General features: G+C 48.1%; 17 protein-coding genes. 3 read left to right on the forward strand and 14 right to left on the reverse strand.

From position 1 onward, the window contains the following. Positions 1-17 precede the first annotated feature (17 nt). From AC3B4V_RS08240 to AC3B4V_RS08270, 7 genes are all read right to left on the reverse strand, one after another. On the reverse strand, positions 18-1,949 hold the full coding sequence (locus AC3B4V_RS08240) for an ABC transporter permease (protein WP_488378114.1): 1,932 nt from the start codon (positions 1,947-1,949) through the stop codon (positions 18-20). Beyond that, entirely contained in the window at positions 1,915-2,679 is a 765-nt protein-coding gene (locus AC3B4V_RS08245; protein WP_488378115.1) for an ABC transporter ATP-binding protein, read from the reverse strand. The genes AC3B4V_RS08240 and AC3B4V_RS08245 overlap by 35 nt, the downstream gene beginning before the upstream one ends. Further along, positions 2,672-3,664, reverse strand: a complete 993-nt coding sequence (locus AC3B4V_RS08250; RefSeq protein WP_481266176.1) for a sensor histidine kinase — start codon at positions 3,662-3,664, stop codon at positions 2,672-2,674. The genes AC3B4V_RS08245 and AC3B4V_RS08250 overlap by 8 nt, the downstream gene beginning before the upstream one ends. Next, positions 3,661-4,347, reverse strand: a complete 687-nt coding sequence (locus tag AC3B4V_RS08255) for a response regulator transcription factor (protein WP_047393119.1) — start codon at positions 4,345-4,347, stop codon at positions 3,661-3,663. Before AC3B4V_RS08255 ends, AC3B4V_RS08250 begins: the two co-directional genes overlap by 4 nt. A 97-nt stretch (positions 4,348-4,444) precedes the next feature. Then, a complete protein-coding gene (locus AC3B4V_RS08260; protein WP_488378116.1) occupies positions 4,445-6,361 on the reverse strand; it encodes an ABC transporter permease in 1,917 nt (638 codons plus the stop codon). Further along, a complete protein-coding gene (locus tag AC3B4V_RS08265; RefSeq protein WP_214723972.1) occupies positions 6,348-7,109 on the reverse strand; it encodes an ABC transporter ATP-binding protein in 762 nt (253 codons plus the stop codon). The genes AC3B4V_RS08260 and AC3B4V_RS08265 overlap by 14 nt, the downstream gene beginning before the upstream one ends. Positions 7,110-7,267: 158 nt before the next feature. Further along, entirely contained in the window at positions 7,268-7,771 is a 504-nt protein-coding gene (locus AC3B4V_RS08270) for a PTS sugar transporter subunit IIA (protein WP_035396161.1), read from the reverse strand. Between the two features lie 175 nt (positions 7,772-7,946). Here AC3B4V_RS08270 and AC3B4V_RS08275 point away from each other — a divergent pair, with 175 nt between their 5' ends. After that, entirely contained in the window at positions 7,947-9,653 is a 1,707-nt protein-coding gene (locus AC3B4V_RS08275) for a M3 family oligoendopeptidase (protein ID WP_290721269.1), read from the forward strand. Positions 9,654-9,955: 302 nt separating this feature from the next. Here the strand turns inward: AC3B4V_RS08275 and AC3B4V_RS08280 are convergent, their stop codons facing one another. Together AC3B4V_RS08280 and AC3B4V_RS08285 are read right to left on the reverse strand one after the other, a co-directional pair. Beyond that, a complete protein-coding gene (locus AC3B4V_RS08280; RefSeq protein ID WP_290721272.1) occupies positions 9,956-12,742 on the reverse strand; it encodes a putative bifunctional diguanylate cyclase/phosphodiesterase in 2,787 nt (928 codons plus the stop codon). 138 nt (positions 12,743-12,880) lie between these two features. Then, positions 12,881-13,303: a CBS domain-containing protein gene (locus AC3B4V_RS08285; protein ID WP_064299368.1), complete on the reverse strand. Its 423-nt coding sequence runs from the start codon at positions 13,301-13,303 to the stop codon at positions 12,881-12,883. 465 nt (positions 13,304-13,768) lie between these two features. Here AC3B4V_RS08285 and AC3B4V_RS08290 point away from each other — a divergent pair, with 465 nt between their 5' ends. Next, positions 13,769-14,926, forward strand: coding sequence for a helix-turn-helix domain-containing protein (locus AC3B4V_RS08290; protein ID WP_214858285.1), 1,158 nt, complete (start codon positions 13,769-13,771; stop codon positions 14,924-14,926). Positions 14,927-15,027: 101 nt separating this feature from the next. Next, entirely contained in the window at positions 15,028-17,157 is a 2,130-nt protein-coding gene (locus tag AC3B4V_RS08295; RefSeq protein ID WP_082874146.1) for a bifunctional glycosyltransferase/CDP-glycerol:glycerophosphate glycerophosphotransferase, read from the forward strand. Between the two features lie 57 nt (positions 17,158-17,214). Here AC3B4V_RS08295 and AC3B4V_RS08300 read toward each other — a convergent pair whose 3' ends face one another. The 5 genes from AC3B4V_RS08300 to gatA form a co-directional block, all read right to left on the reverse strand. Next, positions 17,215-18,138 carry a hypothetical protein gene (locus tag AC3B4V_RS08300; protein WP_488378117.1) on the reverse strand — a complete coding sequence of 308 codons (924 nt, stop codon included), beginning with the start codon at positions 18,136-18,138 and terminating at the stop codon, positions 17,215-17,217. Between the two features lie 132 nt (positions 18,139-18,270). Continuing rightward, positions 18,271-19,629: a 23S rRNA (uracil(1939)-C(5))-methyltransferase RlmD gene (gene rlmD, locus AC3B4V_RS08305; protein ID WP_035396153.1), complete on the reverse strand. Its 1,359-nt coding sequence runs from the start codon at positions 19,627-19,629 to the stop codon at positions 18,271-18,273. A gap of 25 nt (positions 19,630-19,654) precedes the next feature. After that, positions 19,655-20,617 carry a diacylglycerol kinase gene (locus tag AC3B4V_RS08310; RefSeq protein WP_023469333.1) on the reverse strand — a complete coding sequence of 321 codons (963 nt, stop codon included), beginning with the start codon at positions 20,615-20,617 and terminating at the stop codon, positions 19,655-19,657. A 147-nt stretch (positions 20,618-20,764) separates the two neighbouring features. Beyond that, positions 20,765-22,198, reverse strand: a complete 1,434-nt coding sequence (gatB, locus tag AC3B4V_RS08315; RefSeq protein ID WP_488378118.1) for an Asp-tRNA(Asn)/Glu-tRNA(Gln) amidotransferase subunit GatB — start codon at positions 22,196-22,198, stop codon at positions 20,765-20,767. Positions 22,199-22,212: 14 nt separating this feature from the next. Then, entirely contained in the window at positions 22,213-23,655 is a 1,443-nt protein-coding gene (gatA, locus tag AC3B4V_RS08320) for an Asp-tRNA(Asn)/Glu-tRNA(Gln) amidotransferase subunit GatA (RefSeq protein WP_058264632.1), read from the reverse strand. Positions 23,656-23,665 lie beyond the last annotated feature (10 nt).

The raw sequence follows: 23,665 nt of genomic DNA on the forward strand, positions 1-23,665 counted from the left end.
TTATTCCTATGGTATCATCATACCCTTGAATCCGGTGTCGGATACATCGAACTTTCGGATGAATTCCGAAACAGATGCCGTGGGTAACGCAACCAAATCGGTAGGACACTTAAGAAGTACCCGACCGTGACGATACTGATCCAAAAGACAGCTAAGTTAAGAAATGATCCCGTCTGTAGTCCGGCTTGTGTGACGACGACTTGGAACAATAAAAAGGCATGAAAGACAGAAATCAGATACGGAATGAGCAGAACAGCGCCATACTTCATGAGTAAGTAGCAGCGGATGTTCCTGGAACCGAATCCTAGCGCAAACAACGTCTTCATCCGCTTTTGTTCCTGTTCCGCCGTCATCTGCATCCACACATGCAAAAAACTGGCATTGATGACGAATAACCAGATCGTCAGGAGAATGACGACGAACGTGACGAGTCGCACGATTCGGATCCCGTCCATCTCATCTTCCGTCTCATTGATCAATTGATAGGGCACCGGTTGCTTCTCATCGAGCTTTGCTGCCGACTGGATGTTGCGGACGATTTTCATCCACTGTTTCCAGTCCTTCGTTCCGTAATCATGGTAGGCTGGCGTATCGAAGACGACGATTTGCCGGACGGGTTGCTTGAGTGTCTGAAAGACGGCATCACTGACGACGAAGATCGTCTCGATTTGATAATTGTAACCAAATATTAAATCGTGAGAAGCAGCGGGAAGTAATTCAAAGTCTTCTTTCTCCATCGCCTGTTTCTCTTTTTTCATCGTCGGTGTATTCTCTTCGAGTTGTACCGGACGTGCTGGTACAAAGAAACTTTGACGTCCCGTTGCTGTCCGCTCCTTAAGATCCAGTTGCCGCATCATCTTGTTGTACGACGAGATCGGTAAGAGGACGCGTGTTCCTTCTGCCTTCACTTGGATATCCTGCTGATAGCGATCCGGGAATGCCTCCGTCATCGTCTGCTTGATATCCTTTAATCGTTTCGTCGGTTGAGCGGACTCTTCGTAATAGACGAGCCCGAATTGGTTCTGTGATGATAAGTCGAGTCCAATCAATTGAAACAAGAAAACGAGTCCGACTGCTGTTAGCGCACACGATGTTAGAATCGTTCCGAGGGCAATGAGCGTACTATTCGTTCGCAATTGATTGGCGATTTCCGAGACGATCAGTTTCCGCAGTGACAAGCGACGTGGTCGATATAACTTGGTTAACCACGGTAAGACATATCGACAAATGAAAAACGATCCGATGAAGATGACAAGTGGGAAAAATATATAAAATCCTTCCGTCCGAACAAAGGCTAAGGCATAACCATAGATCAACAGGAGTAACGCTCCGATTTGCGTCAGAATCCAGGCTCGTTTTCGAAATAGCGAACGGGAACGTGTCGGTCGATCGGGACGAAATCGGTAGATCGCAAGGACCGTTGCCGTCAGCAACACAAGGAAGGCACCACCAATCAACGCAAGAATCGCATAAAAGGATAGTTCGAATTCGATTGCTGGTAAGAACATGACTTTGACAACGGACAGCAACAGCATCTTCGTCAAGACATTACCTAAAATCATTCCCGCAGTGATGGCTAAACCACCAACGATCAAGACTTCAATTAAAAAATACTTTAAAAAATGCGACAGACCACTGCCGAGCGTCCGCATCGTCCGTAAATCGTTCTTGCGGTGCTCAAGCATCGTATAGGTCGTCGAATAGATGAACAGTACACTGAAAAATAGGATGATCAGCTCTGCGATGAAGACGAAGAAGATCGTCATCTCGATGACTTGGTTCAATTGACTGAGGATTTTAGCGACGTTTTGGAATGATCCATTCGTCAACAAGTTCCAATAACTTGTCACGATCGTCATCGCGATGATGATTGTCAAGGCATAGCCGTAATACAAGCGCTGATAGCGCCGGATGTTACGTAGGGCGTATTGCAGATAATTGATGCTCATCCCCTCCTAACAACGATAGCGATTCGATGACCCGTTGGAAAAAGACACGGCGTGGTTCATCGCGGAACAACTCCGTTTGAATACTACCGTCTTTTAGGAACAAGACATGATTACAATACGACGCGACTTGTGGATCGTGTGTCACGATGACCATCGTCATCCCCGTCGCGTTCAACTCGGCTAGGACATCCATGACGTGTTTCGTCGCTTGGAAATCGAGTGCTCCCGTCGGTTCATCCGCAAGCATCAGACGTGGTGTATGGATCAGGGCGCGACCGATCGCCGTCCGTTGCCGTTGTCCACCACTGACCTCATCGACCTGTTTATCAAGCAGATCATCAATTTGTAGACGACGCGCCAACTCTTCCATCTCTTCCCGCGCGAGCTTTGTTTTTTTCCCTGACAGCATCAACGGGACGAGCATGTTCTCACCGAGCGTCAACGAATCGAGTAAATTGAATTCCTGAAAGATGATGCCGAGCGTCTCGCGTCGGAAACGTGTCATCTCTTTTCGTTTGAACGTCGCTGTGTCGACGCCGTCAATCAGAATTGATCCCCAACTCGGTTCGTCGAGAGTCGCAAGCAAGTTAATCAGCGTCGATTTCCCACTACCGGACGGTCCCATGACCGCGACCATCTCACCTTCTTCGACTCGGAAATTCACATCCGTCAGCGGTTGTTCCGTCACCTTTCCGGGATAGACTTTCCCTAATTGTTTGACCTCAATCATGTGCGCGACCTCCTACTAATCGAATCCGGCATGTCGTACCGACCCCTTCTTCACTCTCGAGTTCAATCTCATGCCCGAGCTTCAAGCAGACTTGCTGGACGAAATACAACCCCATCCCGGTCGATTCTCCGTAACGTCGTCCGTTTTCGCCAGTGAAGAACGCATTAAAGACACGTGGGACGTCTCGTTTTGGAATCCCGACGCCATCATCTTGAACCGAAAGGACGACTTGCCCCTTTGTCACTTCTGCCGTCAGAACGACTTCACGACCATGTCCCGTCGTGTACTTGATGGCGTTCGTCACGAGCTGTAGGACGAGGAAACGAAACCACTTCGCATCCGTGTAGACGTACACGTCTTCAGCGATATCGAGTTTCGGAAAGACCTGATTTTTAACGAATAATCGTTTCTCTTGATTGATGATGCTCGTGACGAGCGGCTTCAGTGCCAATCGTTCCGCCTTCAAATCTGTCTCGATTGCTTCTAAACGTGACGAATAGAGCATCTGGTCGAGTCCACTGCGCAATCGATCGACCTCTTGACGTAAATCCGCTTGATAGTGTTCTCCTGGGTGCTCAAGGATCAACTCGATGACGGATAACGGTGTCTTCATCTGGTGAATCCATTGATCGACATACCGATGCCGTTCCTTTTCTTTTCGTCGCTCAGCAAACAGACTGTTTCGAAACAATGTCTGTTGCCGCTCTAAAAATTGTTCGACGGCAACGGAAATCGGTTCTTCACTATCACTGCGAATCGGTTCTGCGACCGATTGAACCGGCTGTTGCATCCGTCGTAGCAACGGAAGCATGCTGAAGAAACGATAACTGAGATAGATCAGAAGACCGATACTGTTCAAAAGTACGATATAAAAGAAGGCTGCTGGGCGATACAAATCATAGAGCCATAAGACGGCATATAAAATCAGCATTTGTCCAGTAAAGAATATGATGCCTGGTATCGCGTGCCGTAAAAAGAGCTTCATGGTTCAAGAACCAGTTTATAACCGACGCCTCGCACCGTCTCAAGTCCGGCGACACCAATCTCGGCAAGTCGTTTGCGGACACGCGTGATATTGACGTTCAACGTATTCTCATCGACGAACGCTTCGTCATCCCAAATCCGTTCGAGCAGATCGCCCCGACTGACGATCCGGGGACTTGCCGTCAGCAGCATCTCAAGGATCAACCCCTCTTTTTTCGATAGCTCGATCGACTGTTCCCCGTACTCGACGATATAACGATCTAAGTACAGCGTGACACCTTCTTTTGTCACTGTCCGCTCATCCGTTTCGTTCGACAGCGTGCCATATGCTCGGCGAATCTGACTTTTAATCTTCGCGATGACGACCGCTCCTTGGAATGGTTTGACGATGTAATCATCCGCTCCGTATTCGAGCGCCATGACTTGATCCATCTCCCCGACCCGTGCCGAGATGAAGAGGATCGGCGCCCGTGTCTTCATCCGCAATTGCCGACACCAATAAAAACCGTCAAACTTCGGCAAATTGACATCTAATAGAATGACGTCCGGATTCGTCTCTTCATAGACCGCGACGACATCCCCTCGTCCATCTTCAACGACGACTCTAAAATCATAGCGTTCGAGTAGTTCTTTCAATAATGTGGCAATCTTCATATCATCTTCGACTAATAAAATCGTATGCATCGTTCATGTCAACTCCTTCTCCCTTTATCATAACGAACTCAAAAAGGACTGGAAACGATTATTCCGTTTCCAGTTCTGTGTACCCCTATTTAGTTCATCACGTGACGATGCGGCGGTACGCACGAACCGTGACGATATAGTAGATCAGATAGACGATCGTATAACAAACAATCGCAAGTAATGTCGGTCGAACGATGTTGTAGTTCAACAGTTTCTGCAAGACCTGCATCGCAACTAAACTATGAACGAGTCCGAGCACGTACGGTAAGGAGAAGACGAATCCGACAAGGCGACGGATGATGCCTGTCTGTTCCTTCTCATCGACACCGATCTTCTGGATGATGGCAAACCGTTGTTTCGATTCTTCTGCTTCCGCGAGCATCTTGAAGTAGATGATCGAACCTGTCGCAAGTAAGAAGACGAGACCGAGGAAGCCGGCAGCAAACGCGAGTAAGCCCGTCGTTGCCGTTGTCATCGCGTAGACAGGATAATAAGCCGCCATCTCCGTGTCCGCTTGTTTTCCATATAGTTGTGTCAACTGTTTCATCAATCCATCGTCATGACGTTCATCTGAGAACTGATAATTCGTCAGCGTGAAGCCTTTTTCCGGCATCTTCGCGAACGCATCATCGTTTACGACGAAGGCGAGCCGCTGTTTCTCATAAAGTTGAGCGATTGGTAGATTCGTCGCAGCGGTGATACGAAAGGAATCATGAACGTCCTTGATTTTAACACCGACCGGCGATTTGACTTTCATCTTCAACAAATCGTTTCCTTTGAACGTCTCAAGGACGATCGCTTCGCCTTGTTTCGGTTCTTTGATGACCGTTTTCCCGTTCGCTTTCGCGAGCTTGACGTAGTCCGAATAGTTGACGTAGCTGAATTGTCCCGGTTGGTCTTCATATGCATACGTCGCGTAGTAACGTGTAAACGTCAGAGGGTTCGGCAGATCGGTCATCTCATGGTCGACGTTCTTGACGTTGACCATCGTCCGGCTGTCGATCTTTTGGTCAGACTTCGCAATCAGCTTTTCCGCTTCCGCTTGTTTACTGGCAATCGACAGACTGTACGGGACTTGCTCCTCGACCGTCTGATCGATGAAGTAATAGATCGATGTCGCTGTACCGACCGTCGTCAATGTCACCGCAGTGATGACAGTAATCGTCGATAGCATGACGGCATTCGATTTGATCCGTGACAACAATTGCCCGTTCAGAATTAAATTCGTCCCTTTAAAGTGCCGCGCTTGATTACTTAAGACGCGCAATAAGAAGATCGTGAAGTAACTCATCGTTCCGAACGTCCCGAGAATGACGCAGAGCACCAAGAGCGGTGCGACGATCGTAAAGTGATCCATCAATGGTTGTCCCGTTAAATAGTAACCGACACCGATCAAGACGACCGAAAGAACGGCCAGAATCGGATGGACTTTTGGTAAGGATTCCGCTTGTTGTTCTGCCTTGAACAGTTCAATCAATGTAAAACGATAAATCGTTCGTGCCGAACGTAAGGCGATGATCAGAAAAATCAACAGAAAGACACCAATCGTCTGCATGACGGAAGCTCCGCTGATCGTAAAGGTCGCATCGACTTGCATCGCCATGACGGAAGCCAGCAATTGCACGAAGTACTTCGAAGCGACGGTACCGATCGCAATCCCGAGGATCAGACCAATCACTCCGTACCCCATCGTCTCAAGGAAGATCAGTCGGGCGATTTGCCCACGCTCTAGACCAAGCAATGCATAAAGTCCGATTTCCTTCTTACGGCGGCGTAAGAAGAAGTCACTTGAATACCAGATGAAGATGGCAGAGAAAAGCGCTAGAATGACACTTGCTCCCGTAAAGACCGTTCCCAGTTTCCCGTACAATTCGTTCGCCTGAAGCATCGCTTCATTCGATCGAATCGCGAGGAACGTGTAATAAATAAGAATCGCAAACGTGACGGCACCGAGGTACATCACGTTTTGACGGATGTTCTTCAAATTTTGAAACGCCAGTTTAGACAAGCTCACGGACGGCACCTCCGAGTTCGCGTTGGACTTCCATGATCTGCTCGAAGAATTCCTTCTGTGAACCGAAGCGATGGACTTCCTTGAACAGCTCTCCATCCTTGACGAACAGAATCCGTTCCGCATAAGACGCTGTCATCGGGTCATGCGTCACCATCAAGATCGTTGCGCCTTCGTCGTTGAGCGCTTGCATCGCTTCGAGCAATCCTGTTGCCGACTTCGAGTCAAGCGCACCGGTCGGCTCGTCGGCTAAAATGAGCGACGGATCATGAATGATGGCGCGAGCGGCAGCCGTCCGTTGTTTTTGTCCACCTGATAGTTCGACGGGACGTTTATCGAGTAAGTCGTGGATACCAAGTTGACGCGCCACACGATCGACACGTTCTAAAATCATCTTTTTATCGACGTTCGCGAGTGATAGCGGTAAGGCGATGTTTTCTCGAACCGTCATCGTATCGAGGAGATTGAAGTCCTGGAAGATGAAGCCGAGTTGCTCCCGACGGAAACGGGCTAATTGTTTTTCCTTCATCGCTGTCACGTCTGCTCCGTTGATTAAAATCGAGCCGTCCGTCGGCTGATCGATCGTCGACAGCAGATTGAGTAATGTCGATTTCCCGGCACCGGATGGCCCCATGATACTGACGAACTCTCCTTCGTGGACACGGAGCGTCGTCGGACGCAGTGCTTCGTGGCGCGCTGTTTTCGTTTGATACGTTTTTGAAATCTGTTCTGCTTGTAAGATTGCTTTCATCTGTATTGCCTCCTGTGTTTGATTCGTTACACTCAGTCTAGTCCTTCCCTGCTTTTCTCAAAATGGACTTTGCTTTCACTTCTCTTACAAAACGGTAAGACACGGGAGGAGACGACAAAAAAAGCCCCCATCCGCAAGGAATGGAGGCGTATCGTATCTTATTTATGTGTTGCTTTGAAGAGCTCTGTGTCGCCTGCGACAACAGAAGTTCCTTCAGCTGGTACAGCTGAAAGCGTGAATTGATCGTGGTTCGTCACGATGATCGGTGTGATCGTCGATGGTGCGTTCGCACGGATGTAGTCAAGGTCGAACTCGACGAGGACGTCTCCTGCTTTGACTTTGTCACCTGACTGGACGTGAGCCGTGAAGCCTTCACCTTTAAGGTTAACTGTATCAAGACCAACGTGGATCAACAGTTCAAGACCATCTTCACCTTTTAGACCGATTGCGTGTTTTGTTGGGAAGATCGTTTCAACCGTTGCGTTGATCGGCGAAACAACTTTACCTTCTGTCGGCTCGATCGCGACACCGTCGCCCATCATTTTTTGAGAGAAAACTTGATCGGGTACGTTCTCGATGTTGACGATTTTACCTGTAAGTGCAGAAGCGATTTTCGCGTTTCCTGCGTCGTTACCACCAAACAATTTTTTTAAGAATCCCATGATACTATCCCTCTACTTTCTCGATCGTTTTTCTTCCGAATGGAAGTTTCGATTTTTTATAGGAGTAAGCTGTCAGACAGCTCGCTCACGTTCTCACAAAAAGCATACGTTTGTCCCTCTGGTTTTGCAAGTATTTTTGTGTGATAATAGTTAGAAATCATAAGGAGGCGCTTACATGTTACCATTTTCAGAAATTACATATGTCCGTCCTGACCTTGCCTTGCTTGAAACATCCATGAATCAAGCGATCGCTCGACTGACGGAAGCCAAACAGGTAGATGAAGCAAACGCAGCCATCACTGAGATTAATACCCTCAGAAATCAATTTGAAACGGCAAGCCAGCTCGTCGAGATCCGTCACACGATCGATACACGCGATACGTTCTACGAAACGGAACAAGGATTCTTTGATGAAGCGAGTGCGATCTATCAAGGATATGTCTCAAGCTATTATCAAGCGTTGACGACGCATCCACTCCGCAGCGAACTCGAACAGACGCAAGGCAAACAGTTATTCCTGATTGCGGAAGCGAGCCTGAAGACGTTCTCGGAAGAGATCATTCCGAAACTCCAAGAAGAGAACCGTCTCTCGAGTGAATATACGAAACTGATGTCTTCTGCTCAAATCGAGTTCGATGGCAAGACGTTGAACTTGTCGCAGTTCGGTCCCTATCTTCAATCACCTGATCGTGATGTCCGTAAAGCAGCTTCTGAAGCACGCTATGGCTACTTAAACGAGCATGGTGAAGCAATCGATACGATCTACGACAAACTCGTTCGCATCCGGACAGACATCGCGAAGACACTTGGTTTTCCATCGTTCGTCGAGCTCGGATACGCACGGATGCTCCGCGTCGATTATAACCAATCGATGGTCGAACAGTACCGCGAACAAATCCGTGAGACGATCGTTCCGCTCGCGACACAACTTAAAGAACGCCAGCAACGACGCATCGGTGTCGATCACTTGTACTACTACGATGAAGGATTTGCCTTCAAGTCTGGTAATGCGACACCTAAAGGCGAAGAGTCGTTCATCATTGAAGGTGGCAAAAAGATGTACGCAGAGATGTCACCGGAGACGAACGAGTTCTTCAACTACATGCTCGACCGGGAAGCACTCGATTTGACGGCGAAGCCTGGGAAAGCCGGCGGTGGGTATTGTACCTACATCGCAGACGAAAAACTCCCATTCATCTTCTCGAACTTCAATGGAACGGCAGGCGACATCGATGTCCTGACTCACGAAGTCGGTCATGCGTTCCAGGTTTATGAGAGCCGTCACCTGACAGCTCCAGAGAGTGCTTTCCCAACGTATGAAGCGTGTGAGATTCACTCGATGTCGATGGAATTCTTCGCTTATCCGTGGATGGAAGAGTTCTTCGGTGAAGAGACAGCGAAATACAAGTTCAATCACCTCGCAGGAAGCGTCACATTCCTTCCGTACGGCGTTGCGATTGACGAGTTCCAACACGTCATCTACAATCAACCGGAATTGACACCAGCTGAGCGTCGCGAAGCATGGCGGACGATTGAAAAGAAATACCTGCCGCATCGTGATTACGAAGCGAATGATTATCTCGACTCTGGCGCATGGTGGCATCAGCAGGGACACGTCTTCGGCAGTCCGTTCTACTATATCGATTACACGCTCGCTCAAGTCTGTGCCTTCCAGTTCTATGCTTGGATGGAACAAGACCGGGAAGCGGCTTGGAAGTCGTATCTCGATCTCTGTCGTGCCGGTGGATCGGAAAGCTTCCTTACGCTCGTCGAACGTGCTGGATTGAAGTCTCCGTTCGCTCCAGGTACGGTCGAGGCAGCAGTCGCACCGGTCAAAGCGTATCTTGAACAAGCAGACGATCTCGTGCTCGATCGCGTTTAATTCTTCGCGTGCAAGGTCGTACTGACTAAAAGTCAGAACATCTCGAGCAACATCAATAAAAGAAGAGGCATTTTCCAGAATATCATCTGGAAAACGCCTCTTCTTTTTTGCTACATGATTATAGAACGTATTTGTATTTGTTCATCCTTGACTCCTACAGGAAAAGAAAGTATGACTTCCGCTTTCGTCAGGGTTAGGTAAGACCCGGCACACCGTATGAAGTGCGTGGTGCCGCGGCTTACCTCCCGCCCGTGGAAAGCAAGGATGACAAAAACGTTCGTAAAACGACGTCAGGACTCATTTCACTCAGATAGAAGCTTTTCATGGTACTTCCCGTACCAGACCCGAAACTCGTCGGCTGGAATCGGTCTTGAATAATAGAATCCTTGCGCATACTCACAGTCAAGCACTCGTAAATGATCCGCTTGTTCAAGTTCCTCGATTCCTTCAGCGACGACGTCATACTTCAACGTATGAGCAAGCTTGATGATCGTCTCGATGAGCGGTGCGTTTGAACAGGCATCCGGACCACTGATGAACGAACGATCAATTTTCAGCCGTTGGATCGGTAATCGACTTAAGTACGACAAGGAAGAATAACCAGTACCAAAGTCGTCAATCGCAAGACGATATCCCATCTGGTGCAACGTCTGTAAGGCATCAAACACGCGTGTGTCTGAAAAGACACCAAACGATTCCGTAATTTCAAGTTCCATCCGTTGTTCAATCCCTGGATGAATCTCTCGGACATCGGTCAGATAATCGACGATTCGACCGGAGACGAGTTCTTTGACGGATAAGTTCGCCGAGACACGTAGTACTCCGAGTTCCGTATCCTTCCACTCTTCGACTTGTCGGACCGTCTCGGCAACGACCCACATCCCGATTTCTTCAATCAACATCGATCGTTCAGCAATCGGAATGAAGATTGCCGGACTAATCATTCCCCGTTCAGGATGGAACCAGCGCAAGAGTGCTTCACAGCCATCGACCTGACCTGTCGCGAGATTAATCTGTGGTTGATAGAACAATTGTAGCTCGTTCTTCTCGATCGCTTCTCGTAATTCCGCTTCGAGGGCGACCGATTCAAGATACTCCGCACTCATCCAGGACTCGAACCAGACCGGTCCACCCTCTGTTTGTTGTTTCGCATGCTGCATCGCGATGTCGACTGAGGATAATAAGGAGGTGACGGCCACCGCATCATCCGGGTAGCGGACCATGCTCATACTGATGCTGACATTGACGTATTCTCCGTTGATCTCATAGACATGTTCGATGACCTGCTTTAACTTCTGGTAATCGACGATATCCTGTTGTGCGACCAGCACGGCGAATTCATCTCCACCAATCCGCGCCGCTTGTCCGGTTCCGATGAAATGATGCTTGAGGCGATTTGCGAGATCTTTTAGAATCTGATCTCCCGCCCCATGTCCGTAGATGTCATTGATTCGTCGGAATTGCCGGACGCTGATGGTGACGAGTTCTCCCGGTTGAGGTGCTTTTAGGGCATCTGCCATCTTTTGCTCGAAACCATTCCGGTTCAACAAGCCCGTCAACATATCGAAGAGTGCTAGTTGTGTGATCCGTTCTTCCCGTCGGAACTGATCCGTCTCATCATGACAGGATAAGTAGAGGGCAACACCTGTATCGTCCTCTTTATTGGCGACATGGATGATATTGACGAACATGTTCAAAATCTTTTCATCAAAGAGCATCTTACAACGAATCGTCTGACTCTGCCCTTCCAGCGATCGTCTCAATGCTCGGCGCATCCGATTCAAATCAGCCGGATGAATCAGTTCTTCAATCGTCCACCCCGCTGTCGCGTTCGTTAATTGTCGAAAACGTTCATTTCCGTTCACGATCGTGTAATCCGATGACATCGCAAGGATCGGGTCGGTATTCTGCGAAAAGAGCGATTCGATTTCCGCTTTTTTCTGTTTGATTTCTTTCGTCTTCGCGTCATTGTAATCGAGCAACCCGGCGATGATGGCTGTCATCGTCCGAAAAGCTTGGACGACGGGCTGGAAATCATTTCGCGCCGGTACGTCATAACCGGATTGTCGGCGGTCTTCCGCGAAGGTATTCGCTTCTCCCTTCAATAAAGAAAGATCTTGGCGAAACGCGCGTAATAACGATAAGGTCAACATCAACAACCCAAGAATCAAGACACCGGTTGCGCCAAACAGAAGCCAGGCATTACGAATGATTTGATTACCTCGATCTTGCATTTCTTGCGCGACTTGCTTAAGTTCTTGATCGTATAGACGATACATACTGGATTCATATTGTTCGGCTTGATTCGCTAACGCAACGTACGTCGAATCTTTCGGAGCACGTAATAGATCATCGAGCGTTTGTGTGTAGGCATCCATCTGTTCCCGCATGATTGCGATATCCTGACGTCCTGCGTCATTTTGAAGCGAAATCACGTCATACAAGGATTTGATGAGCGAGTCTTGTCGCAAAGGTAAATCAATCCGCATCTGTTGAATCCGTAGCTGATCAATGGAACTAGGTTCTTCTTTTTGTCGAGCATTCTTCAAGATTTCAGCGGATTTACCCAGTTGTTCTTCCATTAAAATCAGATTGGAGAACACATTATAATAAGACCCTGTTTCTTTACTCAGCACGAGCTGATTGAATATGATTTCACTTTTGAAGTTCGTCATCGTCGTGAAAAAACGATGATTCGATTCGTATCCTTGGCGTTGTAGTTTTTTGATTTCTGTCAGGACTTCTTCGCGTGTCGACTCGGTCGCTTTCATATCCGGAAGCCGGTCCGTCAATTGTTCAAGCGATCGATTCGCCCGCTCTGAAGCTTGCGTCAAATCGGCATCGTCATTCAAAGACGATAGATAGTAGCGCGTCACTTCCTGTTCGGCATGATTAAAAGGTGTCACTTCGGCAATCGTTTTCCCCGATGCCTTGAAGCGATACCCTTCATCTAACGTTTTCGTCAAATGCTGACACGCGACGATCAACGCTACCAGACCGATGATCGCAATCATCCATGAGAACGTTTTATAGTAGGAGCGTCTTCGAAAAGCTTCTACGATGAAGACTGGTGATAAACGTCGCAACACATCGTCCTCCCTAAATTGTCATTATGCTTCTATATCGTCGCCTCCTCCCATTTCGTGAAGTCGTTTTGGGTCAATAAAAAGCACTTCTTCCCACATTTCTGTGAAAATCAGTGCTTTTTTTACTAGTTTTATTCATTTTTAATAACTGACGTTCTCCCGCGCTACTTTTTTAGCAAAATAATCGATGATATCACGCCGTCGAATGATGCCGATAAAATGTTTGCCATCATCAATGACGGGCACGAAGTTTTGATCCGTAATGACTTCAATCATCTCTTCCATCTGCGCTGTAATTGAAACTGGTTTATAACGGACACGTTGTTTAATATCAGTTAATCGTGTCTGTAAAACGTGGTCGTAATCAGCATGCTCGAGATTTGCTTCGAGTGCCCACAAGATATCGCCTTCTGTCAGCGTTCCTGCGTATTTCCCTTTACTGTCAACGAGTGGGACCGACGTAAAACGATGATGTTTCATCTTTTCTAGTGCTTGTCTGACCGTTGACTCAGGATCTAAATATTTCACCTCATCTTTAGGTAATAAGAAAAAAGCAATATTCATTTCTGTTCCTCCCTAGCCACTCTGTGACACCCTTTTCATTTTATCATGAACCCCGCGTTGATTCATTTCTCAAATGATGAAAATCTCTACATAATTCTTTCATATTTAGTTATACTATATTCCAATATTCCAAGTAGACATGAAAACTGACCAGTGACGTTTAGGCACTGATCCAACGAATGAAAGAAACCTCTGACACCGTAAAAACGATTTTCGCTTTGACGAATGAACTCATTGCAGAAATCATCTGTCCAAAACAATCATTTTTGCCTAAAGAAGCAACTAACACGTTACTGGATGTTGAACGACACGATTCAGATTCAAAAGACTCCTCAGTTCCATCCGATCGACTTGATAGTGAAGCCTTTTTCGGAAGGCTTCGTTTTTTCTTGGTTCGTTCTCGACTATCCGCGAAAGAGGACATACACTAGAAGCAATCCACTTTATTTCGAAAGGAGTCGTGTCATGAATCGCTTGTCGACATCCGACTTGACGCAAATCGCAGAGCACCTTTACGGAATGACCGGTTTTTTCGTCACGTACCGAGATCGTAATGGTACTCCGCTTGCACTACGTCCAGAAGCTCCACCTCATCCGGGAACCCTGCCGATTGAGAATGAATGGCCCGTCCTTAAAAAGACTCCTTTACTCTATACCCTGAAAGATGGTACAGCCTACCTCTTTTTGGACGTTCCGGAACAAGGTATGTATCGAATTGGTCCTGTTTTATTACAATCTGCTCTCTTTCGGGCGCATATCCAAGATGAAGCCTATCATCAGTTTTATAAAGTCTTGCCGCGTACGACGGAGAACCGATTGATTGACTGTGCTCACCTGATGTATCGCTTGTTGCACGGGGAACCATTGCCGAAGCGAGAAATCGAACAACTGTCTGATATTCAGGAAGCTGAAATCCCACTCGTTGCGGATGCACCGTCCCATACAGGGGTGACCGCGTACCGAAAAGCATGGCAACGGGAGCAACAAATCATTGACTGGATCGCGACGGGTCAAAGCGAGCGACTCGCAACGACTTATTCGTTACCTGCCTATGGTGAATTCGGCACACTCGCACGGCATCAACCGTTACGCGCTGAAAAGAACCTGTTGCTCGGAACCGTCCTATTGAGCGCACGCGCTGCGATTCGCGGAGGACTAGAACCGGACGAAGCGTTCTCTCTAAGCGACCGGATGATTGAGACGATCGAAGCCGCGACGAGCATTGCCGAACTCCGGAATCGTCATGTCCGGATTACAGTTTCGTTCGCAGAAGCCGTCAAGGAACTCCAAGCGCTGCGGCACTCGCCTCATGTACTCGCTGCGATTCGCTATATTCAGCAACACCTGTATGAACCGTTGTCCGTCTCATCAATCAGCCAAGCCATTCATGTCTCGTCCAATTACTTGTCCGTTCTGTTTAAGGATGAGACCGGTCTGCCACTCGCCCGGTATGTCATCCGGGAACGCATTCGGGAAGCGAAGCGTCTCCTGCGCTCGTCCGACGACTCGTTGCTGACGATCTCAAATAAGTTGCACTTCTCAAGCCAAAGTCATTTCAGTCAAGCCTTCAAACAGACGACTGGCGAGACACCGACACATTACCGGCAACGAAGTGAATTTTAAGAGAGTCGTGCCTTTTTTTCGTTTTGTGATATCCTATTCAACAGGAACTATTTTCGTGAATCCGTTTTTGACGGATTCTTTCATCAAAAAGGAGAATCAACATGAACTCAATTAGTGTCATCATTCCTGTCTATCAAACTGAATCACAAACGAAGGCAGCCATTCAATCCGTTCTCGACCAGAAGGTGTCGATCCCGGTGGAAATCGTCGTCGTCTTTGACGGACCAAGCACATACATCGATGAGCTCCGTTCTCTCTATCCGACATGTACGATCGTGGAACAGGCGCATCAAGGAACTTACGCAGCACGTCGACGTGGTCTTGAAGTCGCAACAGGTGACTACGTTACCTTCCTCGATAGTGATGATATCCTCGCACCACGTGCACTCTATACGTATATCAAAGCTTATGAGAAATCACGCGGTGAAGTCATCATCGGTAAGGTCTCACCTGTCTACAACAAGAAAAAATGGCTCATGCCGATCGATGATGATCGTTATTTCTTCTATACTCGTACGAAGTTCAATTCGCGTCATTTGACGACGATTCACGGCTGGATGATTAAAAAGGACTTGCTCAATGATCTACCTGTTCTTGAGACACGATGGTTCGCCGATACGATTATCGCCCATACCATCATTTCGAAACTGACGAACCTGACATCGGTCAGTTATGTCGTCTATGGTCGAAACTCACGTAGTACGCCACTTGAAGGACAATCGCTCTACCAAGCGCGTGATATCACGACATTATCCGATATCTCACGGATCTACGGTATGTTATCTGCCCATACGAAGGATAACGACGTTCAAAAATTCTTAAATACGTGGTACAAACGTTTCATCTCAAAACGTGGTCGAGCATTGCTTGAGCGCAGTACATCAAAAAGCCAGCAAACCGACGTCTTCCGTCATGTCGCTTACGACTTGAGACGGGCGAAGACACAAAGCAAGTATCTGCAGGCATGGTCGACGGGTTCGTATATCATGTTCCGTTCATATATCACTGCTGTTAAGACAAAGCAGACATTACGGACGGCACGACGTAAAAAAATCAAGAACGGTCTCATGCTCTATCGTCTGTTCCAAAAGATGCCGGTTAAAGAGAACCTTGTCTTATTCGAGAGTTTCCTTGGACGAAGCTATTCCGATAATCCGAAGGCCCTTTATCTGAAATTAAAAGAACAACGCCCTGAACTTGAGCTCGTCTGGATTTTCGCGAATGAGCCTTCAGATGACGTCAAGGAAGCTTGCCCAAACTGGGTGCTCAAAAACAGCTTCGCGTATTACCAAGCGATGGCACGTGCGAAGTACTGGATTTTCAATACACGTCAACCGCTCAGCTTAACGAAACGCGAAGAAACGATCTACCTTCAAACATGGCACGGCACACCATTAAAACGACTAGGTCTCGATATGGAAGAAGTCCACATGGCAGGAACGAACGCGACGCGCTACAAACGGAACTTCTACAATCAAGCACAGGAATGGAATTACTTGATTTCTCCGAATGCCTATTCGAGCGAAATCTTCAAGAGTGCGTTCGGGTTCCAAAACACGATGCTTGAGACAGGTTATCCGCGAAACGATCTTTTGTATGCGGACGATCAAGCTGGTCTCATCAGCGAAATCAAAGCACGTCTTGATATCCCAGCTGACAAGAAAGTCGTCTTGTACGCACCGACATGGCGAGATGATGAGTTCATCGCGCGCGGAAAATACCGCTTCGATCTCCAACTCGACTTGAACGAGATGCAGGCCCGACTCGGTGACGATTATGTCGTCTTGCTTCGGATGCATTACTTGATTGCGCAAAACATGGATATCAGTGGACACGAAGGCTTCGCTTATGACGTCTCTTCGTACGGCGATATCGCAGAGTTGTATTTGATCAGTGATGTCTTGATCACTGACTACTCGTCTGTCTTCTTCGATTACGCCCACTTACAACGTCCGATGATCTTCTTTACGTACGACTTGGAGAAATATGCGTCGACGTTACGTGGATTCTATTTCGATTTCGAAGAAGTCGTTCCAGGACCACTCTTGAAGGAAACGGATCAAGTCATCGATTATATCGAACAGATCGATACGAAATCCGTCGCTTACCAAGAAAAATACGATCGCTTCCTCGAGCGATTCTGTAGTTTGGATGACGGTACGGCAAGTGAACGTGTTCTTGCTGAGTTGTTCCCGAATGCAAGCTCAGCAGATGCTGAAGATGCTGAATAAGGAGACACAATGAAAAAGGAGAAAGATGCGCTTTTGCGCTCTTTCTCCTTTTTCGTATCATCGTCTACGATACGGTGCAATCCGCTCTTCAAATTCAGGGTGAACGAAACTAGGGCGTAACGATAAGACGACCTCACCGAGGAGATGTTCTACCACGTCGTCCCATCGTTCGACGATCTCAGAAGAGGTCTTCGCAGATACATCCCCCTCTTCGAGTAATGCTGTCTCATCCGTCGTTCTCATGAAGACCCACGTATCATCAGATCGTTTGCGCCCCATCAGAGTGATACGTCCACCTTCCATCCGGTATAGAAGGATTCGCTCCCATTGACGCTTCCGACTCGGTACCATGACTTCACGATGTCGCGCGATGATTTGCTCTTTGATCGTTTCCCGGCTAGCAACGAGATTCGGACACAGATGATAAAAATCATCTGTTCGTGGATGCTTGATACCAAAGTGAGGAATACCCGACGCTTCAAGACGCTTCAACCATTCTTCTTTCGCTTGTCGCAGATGTGTCCAGCGAACAAGATGACTTCGGACGCCCCATCCCGTGATCACGAAAGGATGTCGACGCAATTCTTCGACTGACGCAAACAACGTCTGCTTTTCAAAAGAGGTTTCCTGACAGAGTTCTTCGAAACGATTGATCGATGTGACATCATTGCCATGTTGCATCGGGAATAGATTATATAGATGAAAGCGTCCCGATAAGGCTTGTCCTTCGTAGATACCTTCTACGATCCGGATGATTTGTCGCATCGTCTCATCCAATCGACCAATTTGACCCGTCGCTTGTCCTGCCGTATCAAGTTGCTGACGTAATGTAGGATCCACCGTCGCAGAACCTGGATTCAACATCAGGCACGCACCGAGAGACGCCTCACTCTCACCCCACTGGATATATGTATGATAGCGATACAATACGTCTTGCTCTAGCCGGAATGTCGCATACACTTGAACATCGTTAGTCGTCATCATGAACCCTCCTATAATTTTATATACAACTTGATTATTTTACCATATAGAGGTTCTTATTTACTTTTGTTTATACATCAGGTCAATCAAAAAATGCCTCCTTCCTTAACGGAAAGAGGCACTTCAAACGATTTAGTTACGGACGAATAAGGCAACGCTCTCGACGTGAGTCGTATGCGGGAACATATCGACCGGCGTCACTTCAACGAGTGTATACCCGAGTTCTGTTAACAACTTTGCGTCACGCGCTTGTGTCGACGCGTTACATGAGACGTAAACGATCCGCTTCGGTGCGACATCTGCTGCTGCACGCAAGAACTCTTCGTCACAGCCTTTACGTGGTGGGTCGACGACGATAACGTCCGGTTGAATACCGGCTTTAACGAGATCTGGCATGACCTTCTCAGCTGCACCGTACTCGAATGTCACGTTCTCGATCCCGTTCGCTTGTGCGTTCCGGCGTGCGTCATCGATTGCTTGCGGTACGATTTCGATGCCGTAGACGTGCTTCGCTTGTTTAGCGAGTGACAAGGAAATCGAACCGATACCACAGTAAGCATCAACGACTGTCTCATCGCCTGTCAACTGAGCATACTCGAGCGCTTTCGCGTAGAGTTTCTCTGTTTGCAGCGGGTTGACTTGGAAGAACGAATGCGGTGAGATCTCATACGTCAATCCAGCGATTTGATCGCGGATGACGGACGGTCCGTACAAGACGACGTTCTTCTTCCCAAGGATGACGTTCGTATCATCCGGGTTGATGTTGTGCTGGATCGAAGTGACGTTTGGTAACGCCTTTAAGATTCCTTCAACGATCTTATCGATACCACGAAGTTGTTTGACCTTCGTGACAAGCACGACCATCAACTCGTTCGTGTGATAACCATGACGTGCCATGATATGACGGATGACACCTGCTTTTTTCTTCTCGTCGTACGCTGGGACTTTTAAGTCAGCAAGGACTTTACGAACCGCTTGGACGGCTTCGTCGTTTTCTTTGTTTTGGATTAAGCAGTAGTCCATATCGATGATCCGGTGACTCCGTTTTTGATAGAAACCAGCCATCAATTTGTTCGATTGGAAGGCAACCGGTACTTGCGCCTTATTGCGGTAACCCCATGGATCTTCCATCCCGATCGTCTCGTGGACCGGAATTTCAAGACCTGCTAGGCGCGCGAAAGCGTCACGGACACGGTTGTGCTTGAACTTGAGTTCTGCATCGTATGACAAGTGTTGCAATTGGCAACCGCCACACTGGTTGTAAACCGGACAAGGCGGCTCGACACGATCGACACTCTTCGTCTTTTGACGGATGATACGACCGAATCCGTAAGACTTCGTCGTTTTCGTGATTTTGATCTTGACCTGCTCCGTCGGCAATGCGCCCGGGATGAAGACCGTATATCCATCGATGCGCGCGACCCCTGATCCTTCATGCGTCAGGTCGACGATCTCGACGACGTGTTCATCGTTCTTTTGTACTGGAATCATGAATATCCTCCTTAAAAACCTCGCTTCACGCGAGGTTCGTTTCTGCTTCTTGTAGTTGTGTATTGATTTGTTCCATCTCTTCGATCCGGAACTTTGGTGTCATGACTTCGAAATGAGAGCGAAGATTCGTCATCTCGCCTTCGCAAATGCCGCCAAACTCACCATCGATGTTCAAGCTCATCTCTGATGTATTCTTCATGCGGACGAATGAGGTCGTGACATGCTCGATGCAAGGGTCCGAGAAATGATCCCCTTTTAAGGCAAGACGCATGACACGAATCAGTTCGACGAGGTTACATTTCTTGAGAATGAAGAGATCGAACCGACCGTCATTGAGTGACGCGTTCGGTGACAATTTCTCGAATCCGCCGACGGAGTTCGTATTGGATGTCAAGAACAGCATGACTTCTCCTTTGAATATACCCTTTTCATGCTCCAGTTCGACATATGTCGGTCGGATTTGCGGAAGTTTCTCCATCCCTTTGACGTAGTACGCGAGCTGTCCGAGTGCCGTCTTCAGCTTCGAAGGCACTTCGTACGACAGTTCTGTCATGATGCCACCGCCAGCGATGTTGATGAAGTAATGGACGCCTGCCGATCCTTCGATCTTACCGATATCGACCGGCATCGTATGTCCTGTGCAAATGACATCCATCGCTCCTTCGATCGTCAATGGAATACGCATTGCCCGACCAAAGTCATTCGTCGTTCCAACAGGTAGTACACCAAGCTTCGGACGTTTGTTGTAGGCAGCCATTCCGCTGATCACTTCGTTCAACGTACCATCGCCGCCTGCTGCGACGACGAGATCAAAGTCTGCTTCGCATGCTCGTGCTGCTTCATACGTCGCATCGCCGACCGCTTTCGTCGAGTAGACAGATGTCTCATAACCCGCTGCTTCGAGTCGGTCGAGGATATACGGTAAATTTCGTTTAACCATCTCTTTCCCGGAAGTCGGGTTATAAATCACGCGCGCTCTAGGTCTCATAAGATTTTCTCCTTTTTGACTCAACCGTTCATTTGATACATAACTGTTTTATTTTACATGAACTCTCGAGACATTACAAAGCCAAAAAAGACAGCGTCCGTTTCCTCGCAGAAGTAAAGGAGGAACGAACGCTGTTTGATCAGGTACTTATTTTAATTTTTCAAGCTCTTCATAGAAGAGTTGATCCAGGAGGGCAGGGTTCGCCATTCCTTTTGTTTTCTTCATGATTTGACCGATGACGAAGCCTTTCTTCCGGTCACGTCCACCGAGTAATTCCTCGACGACGGCTGGGTTCGCTTCGAACATCTCGACGATGAGACCACGTAGCAATCCTTCGTCTGAAATTTGTGCAAGACCGTTTTCTTCGACGTATGCACGTGGCTCGACACCTTCTTCGATGACGGCTGTGAAGACTTGTTTGGCGATTTTCGAAGAAATCGTGCCACTTGCGATCAAGTCGATCATCTCTGCCAGACGAGCTGGTGTCATCTTGACTGTTTCGAACGTTTCCGTCGATTTATTCAAGTGACCTTGGATCTCACCGATCGTCCAGTTGGCTGCTGCTTTTGGCTCTGCGCCTGCTGCCAGTGTCGCTTCGAAGTACTCTGCCATCTCACGTGTAACTGTCAATTGCTTCGCATCATACGCCGAAAGACCGAGTTCTTCTTGGTAACGAACGCGACGTGCATCTGGAAGTTCCGGGATACCGGCACGAATCACTTCTTTCCAATCGTGATCAAGTACGAGCTTGACGAGGTCAGGCTCTGGGAAGTAACGGTAATCCGACGCCCCTTCTTTGACACGCATGAGGACCGTTTGTTTTTTCGTCTCATCGAAGCGAAGTGTTTCTTGACGCATCACACCACCTGCAAGCAACAACTTACGGTGACGATCTTCTTCGAACTCAAGACCTTTTAAGACGTTTCCGAATGAGTTCAAGTTTTTAAGTTCTGTTTTTGTACCGAACTTCTCTTGTCCGTATGGGCGAACGGAGATGTTACAGTCACAACGAAGTGATCCTTCTTCCATCTTGACGTCCGAGACGCCTGCATATTGCAAGACTTCCTTGAGACGTTCGAGGTAGGCGACTGCATCTTTCGGTGAACGCATGTCCGCTTCACTGACGATCTCGATGAGCGGCGCACCTGTCCGGTTGAAGTCGACGACTGAGTGATTAGCACCCGTGTGGTTCATCTTACCAGCATCTTCTTCCAAATGGACACGTTCGATTCGGAAGCGTTTCGTTTCGCCATCGACTTCCGCATCAATGTAGCCATCGAAGCCAATCGGTTGATCGAACTGTGAGATTTGATACGCTTTTGGCGTATCTGGGTAGAAATAGTTCTTCCGGTCGAATTTCGTTTGATCGGCAACTTGGCAGTTAAGTGCCATTGCTGCACGAACAGCGAGTTCAACGGCTTTTTCGTTGATTTTCGGCAAGACGCCTGGATGTCCAAGACAAATCGGACACGTTTTCGTGTTCGTCTCCGCGCCGTATTCCCGCGCACAACCACAGAACATCTTCGTGTTCGTGCTCAGTTCGGCGTGGACCTCGATCCCGATGATCGTTTCAAAGTTCATGATACATTCGCTCCTTATAACTTCGGAAGCGCGAATCCACCTGTCGCAAGCTCAAACGCATGCGCAGCGCGATAGATCGTCGCCTCATCGAAATGTTTTCCAATGATTTGTAAGCCGACCGGAAGACCGTCGACGAATCCAGCTGGAACCGAGATTGCTGGGACACCCGCTAAGTTGATTGGAATCGTCAAGATGTCATTCGCATACATCGTGACGGGATCATCGAGTTGTGCACCGAGTTCGAATGCTGGTGTCGGCGCTGTTGGTCCGATGATGACGTCATAGTTCGCGAGGACATCGTCGAAATCCTTTTTGATCAACGTTCGCGCTTGTTGTGCTTTTTTATAGTAGGCATCGTAGTAACCTGAGCTGAGCGCATACGTTCCGAGCATGATCCGGCGTTTGACTTCGTCTCCGAATCCTTGTGAGCGGGAATACTTGAAGACATCTTCAAGTGCGTCCGCTTCCGCACGGACTCCGTAACGAATACCGTCAAAGCGCGCGAGATTCGATGATGCTTCTGATGAAGCGAGTAAGTAGTACGTCGCAAGCGCATATTTCGAGTTCGGGAGTGACACCTCATCGACTGTCGCACCGAGTGCTTCGAGTTTTTTGATTGCTTCACGGATGTTAGCTTTGACACCTTCACTGACACCTTCACCGAAGTATTCTTTCGGAACAGCAATCTTCAGACCTTTGATATCACCTGTCAACGCTTGTGTGTAATCCGTTGCTGCGACGTTCGCAGACGTCGAATCCATCTCACAGTGTCCTGCGATCGCGCTCAAGAGATACGCGTTGTCTTCGACTGTTCGTGTCAACGGACCGATTTGGTCAAGAGACGATGCGAACGCAACGAGACCGAAGCGTGAGACGAGACCGTATGTCGGTTTCAACCCGACGACACCACAATAGGCAGCCGGTTGACGAATCGAACCACCTGTATCCGAACCAAGGCTGAACAAGACTTCGCCTGCTGCGACAGCTGCTGCTGAACCACCCGAAGAACCACCTGGAACGTGTTTCGTATTCCATGGGTTGCGAACCGGTTTGTAGGCTGAGTTCTCGTTTGAAGAACCCATCGCGAACTCATCCATGTTCAATTTCCCGATCGTGATCGCTCCTGCTTCATGCAGACGCTCGACGACCGTCGCATCATGAGCTGGTACGAAGTTCTCGAGGAATTTCGAACCACATGTCGTCGTCATCCCTTTCGTGACGATGTTATCCTTAACGCCTATTGGAAGACCAAACAATGGATTCGCTTCGTGTTTCGCGACATCATCCATTCGTTTTGCTTGCTCGAATGCTTCTTCGTTCAATGAAAGAAACGCACCGATTTTTCCATCGACGCGGTCGATTTGATCAAAGGATTCTTGGACGAGTTCAGAAACTTTGACTTCGCCATCCTGAATGAGTGTGTGTAGTGTTTTGACACCATGTTCAAAAAGTGACATCGGGTCATTT

The organism is Exiguobacterium sp. E17S, from assembly GCF_057772545.1.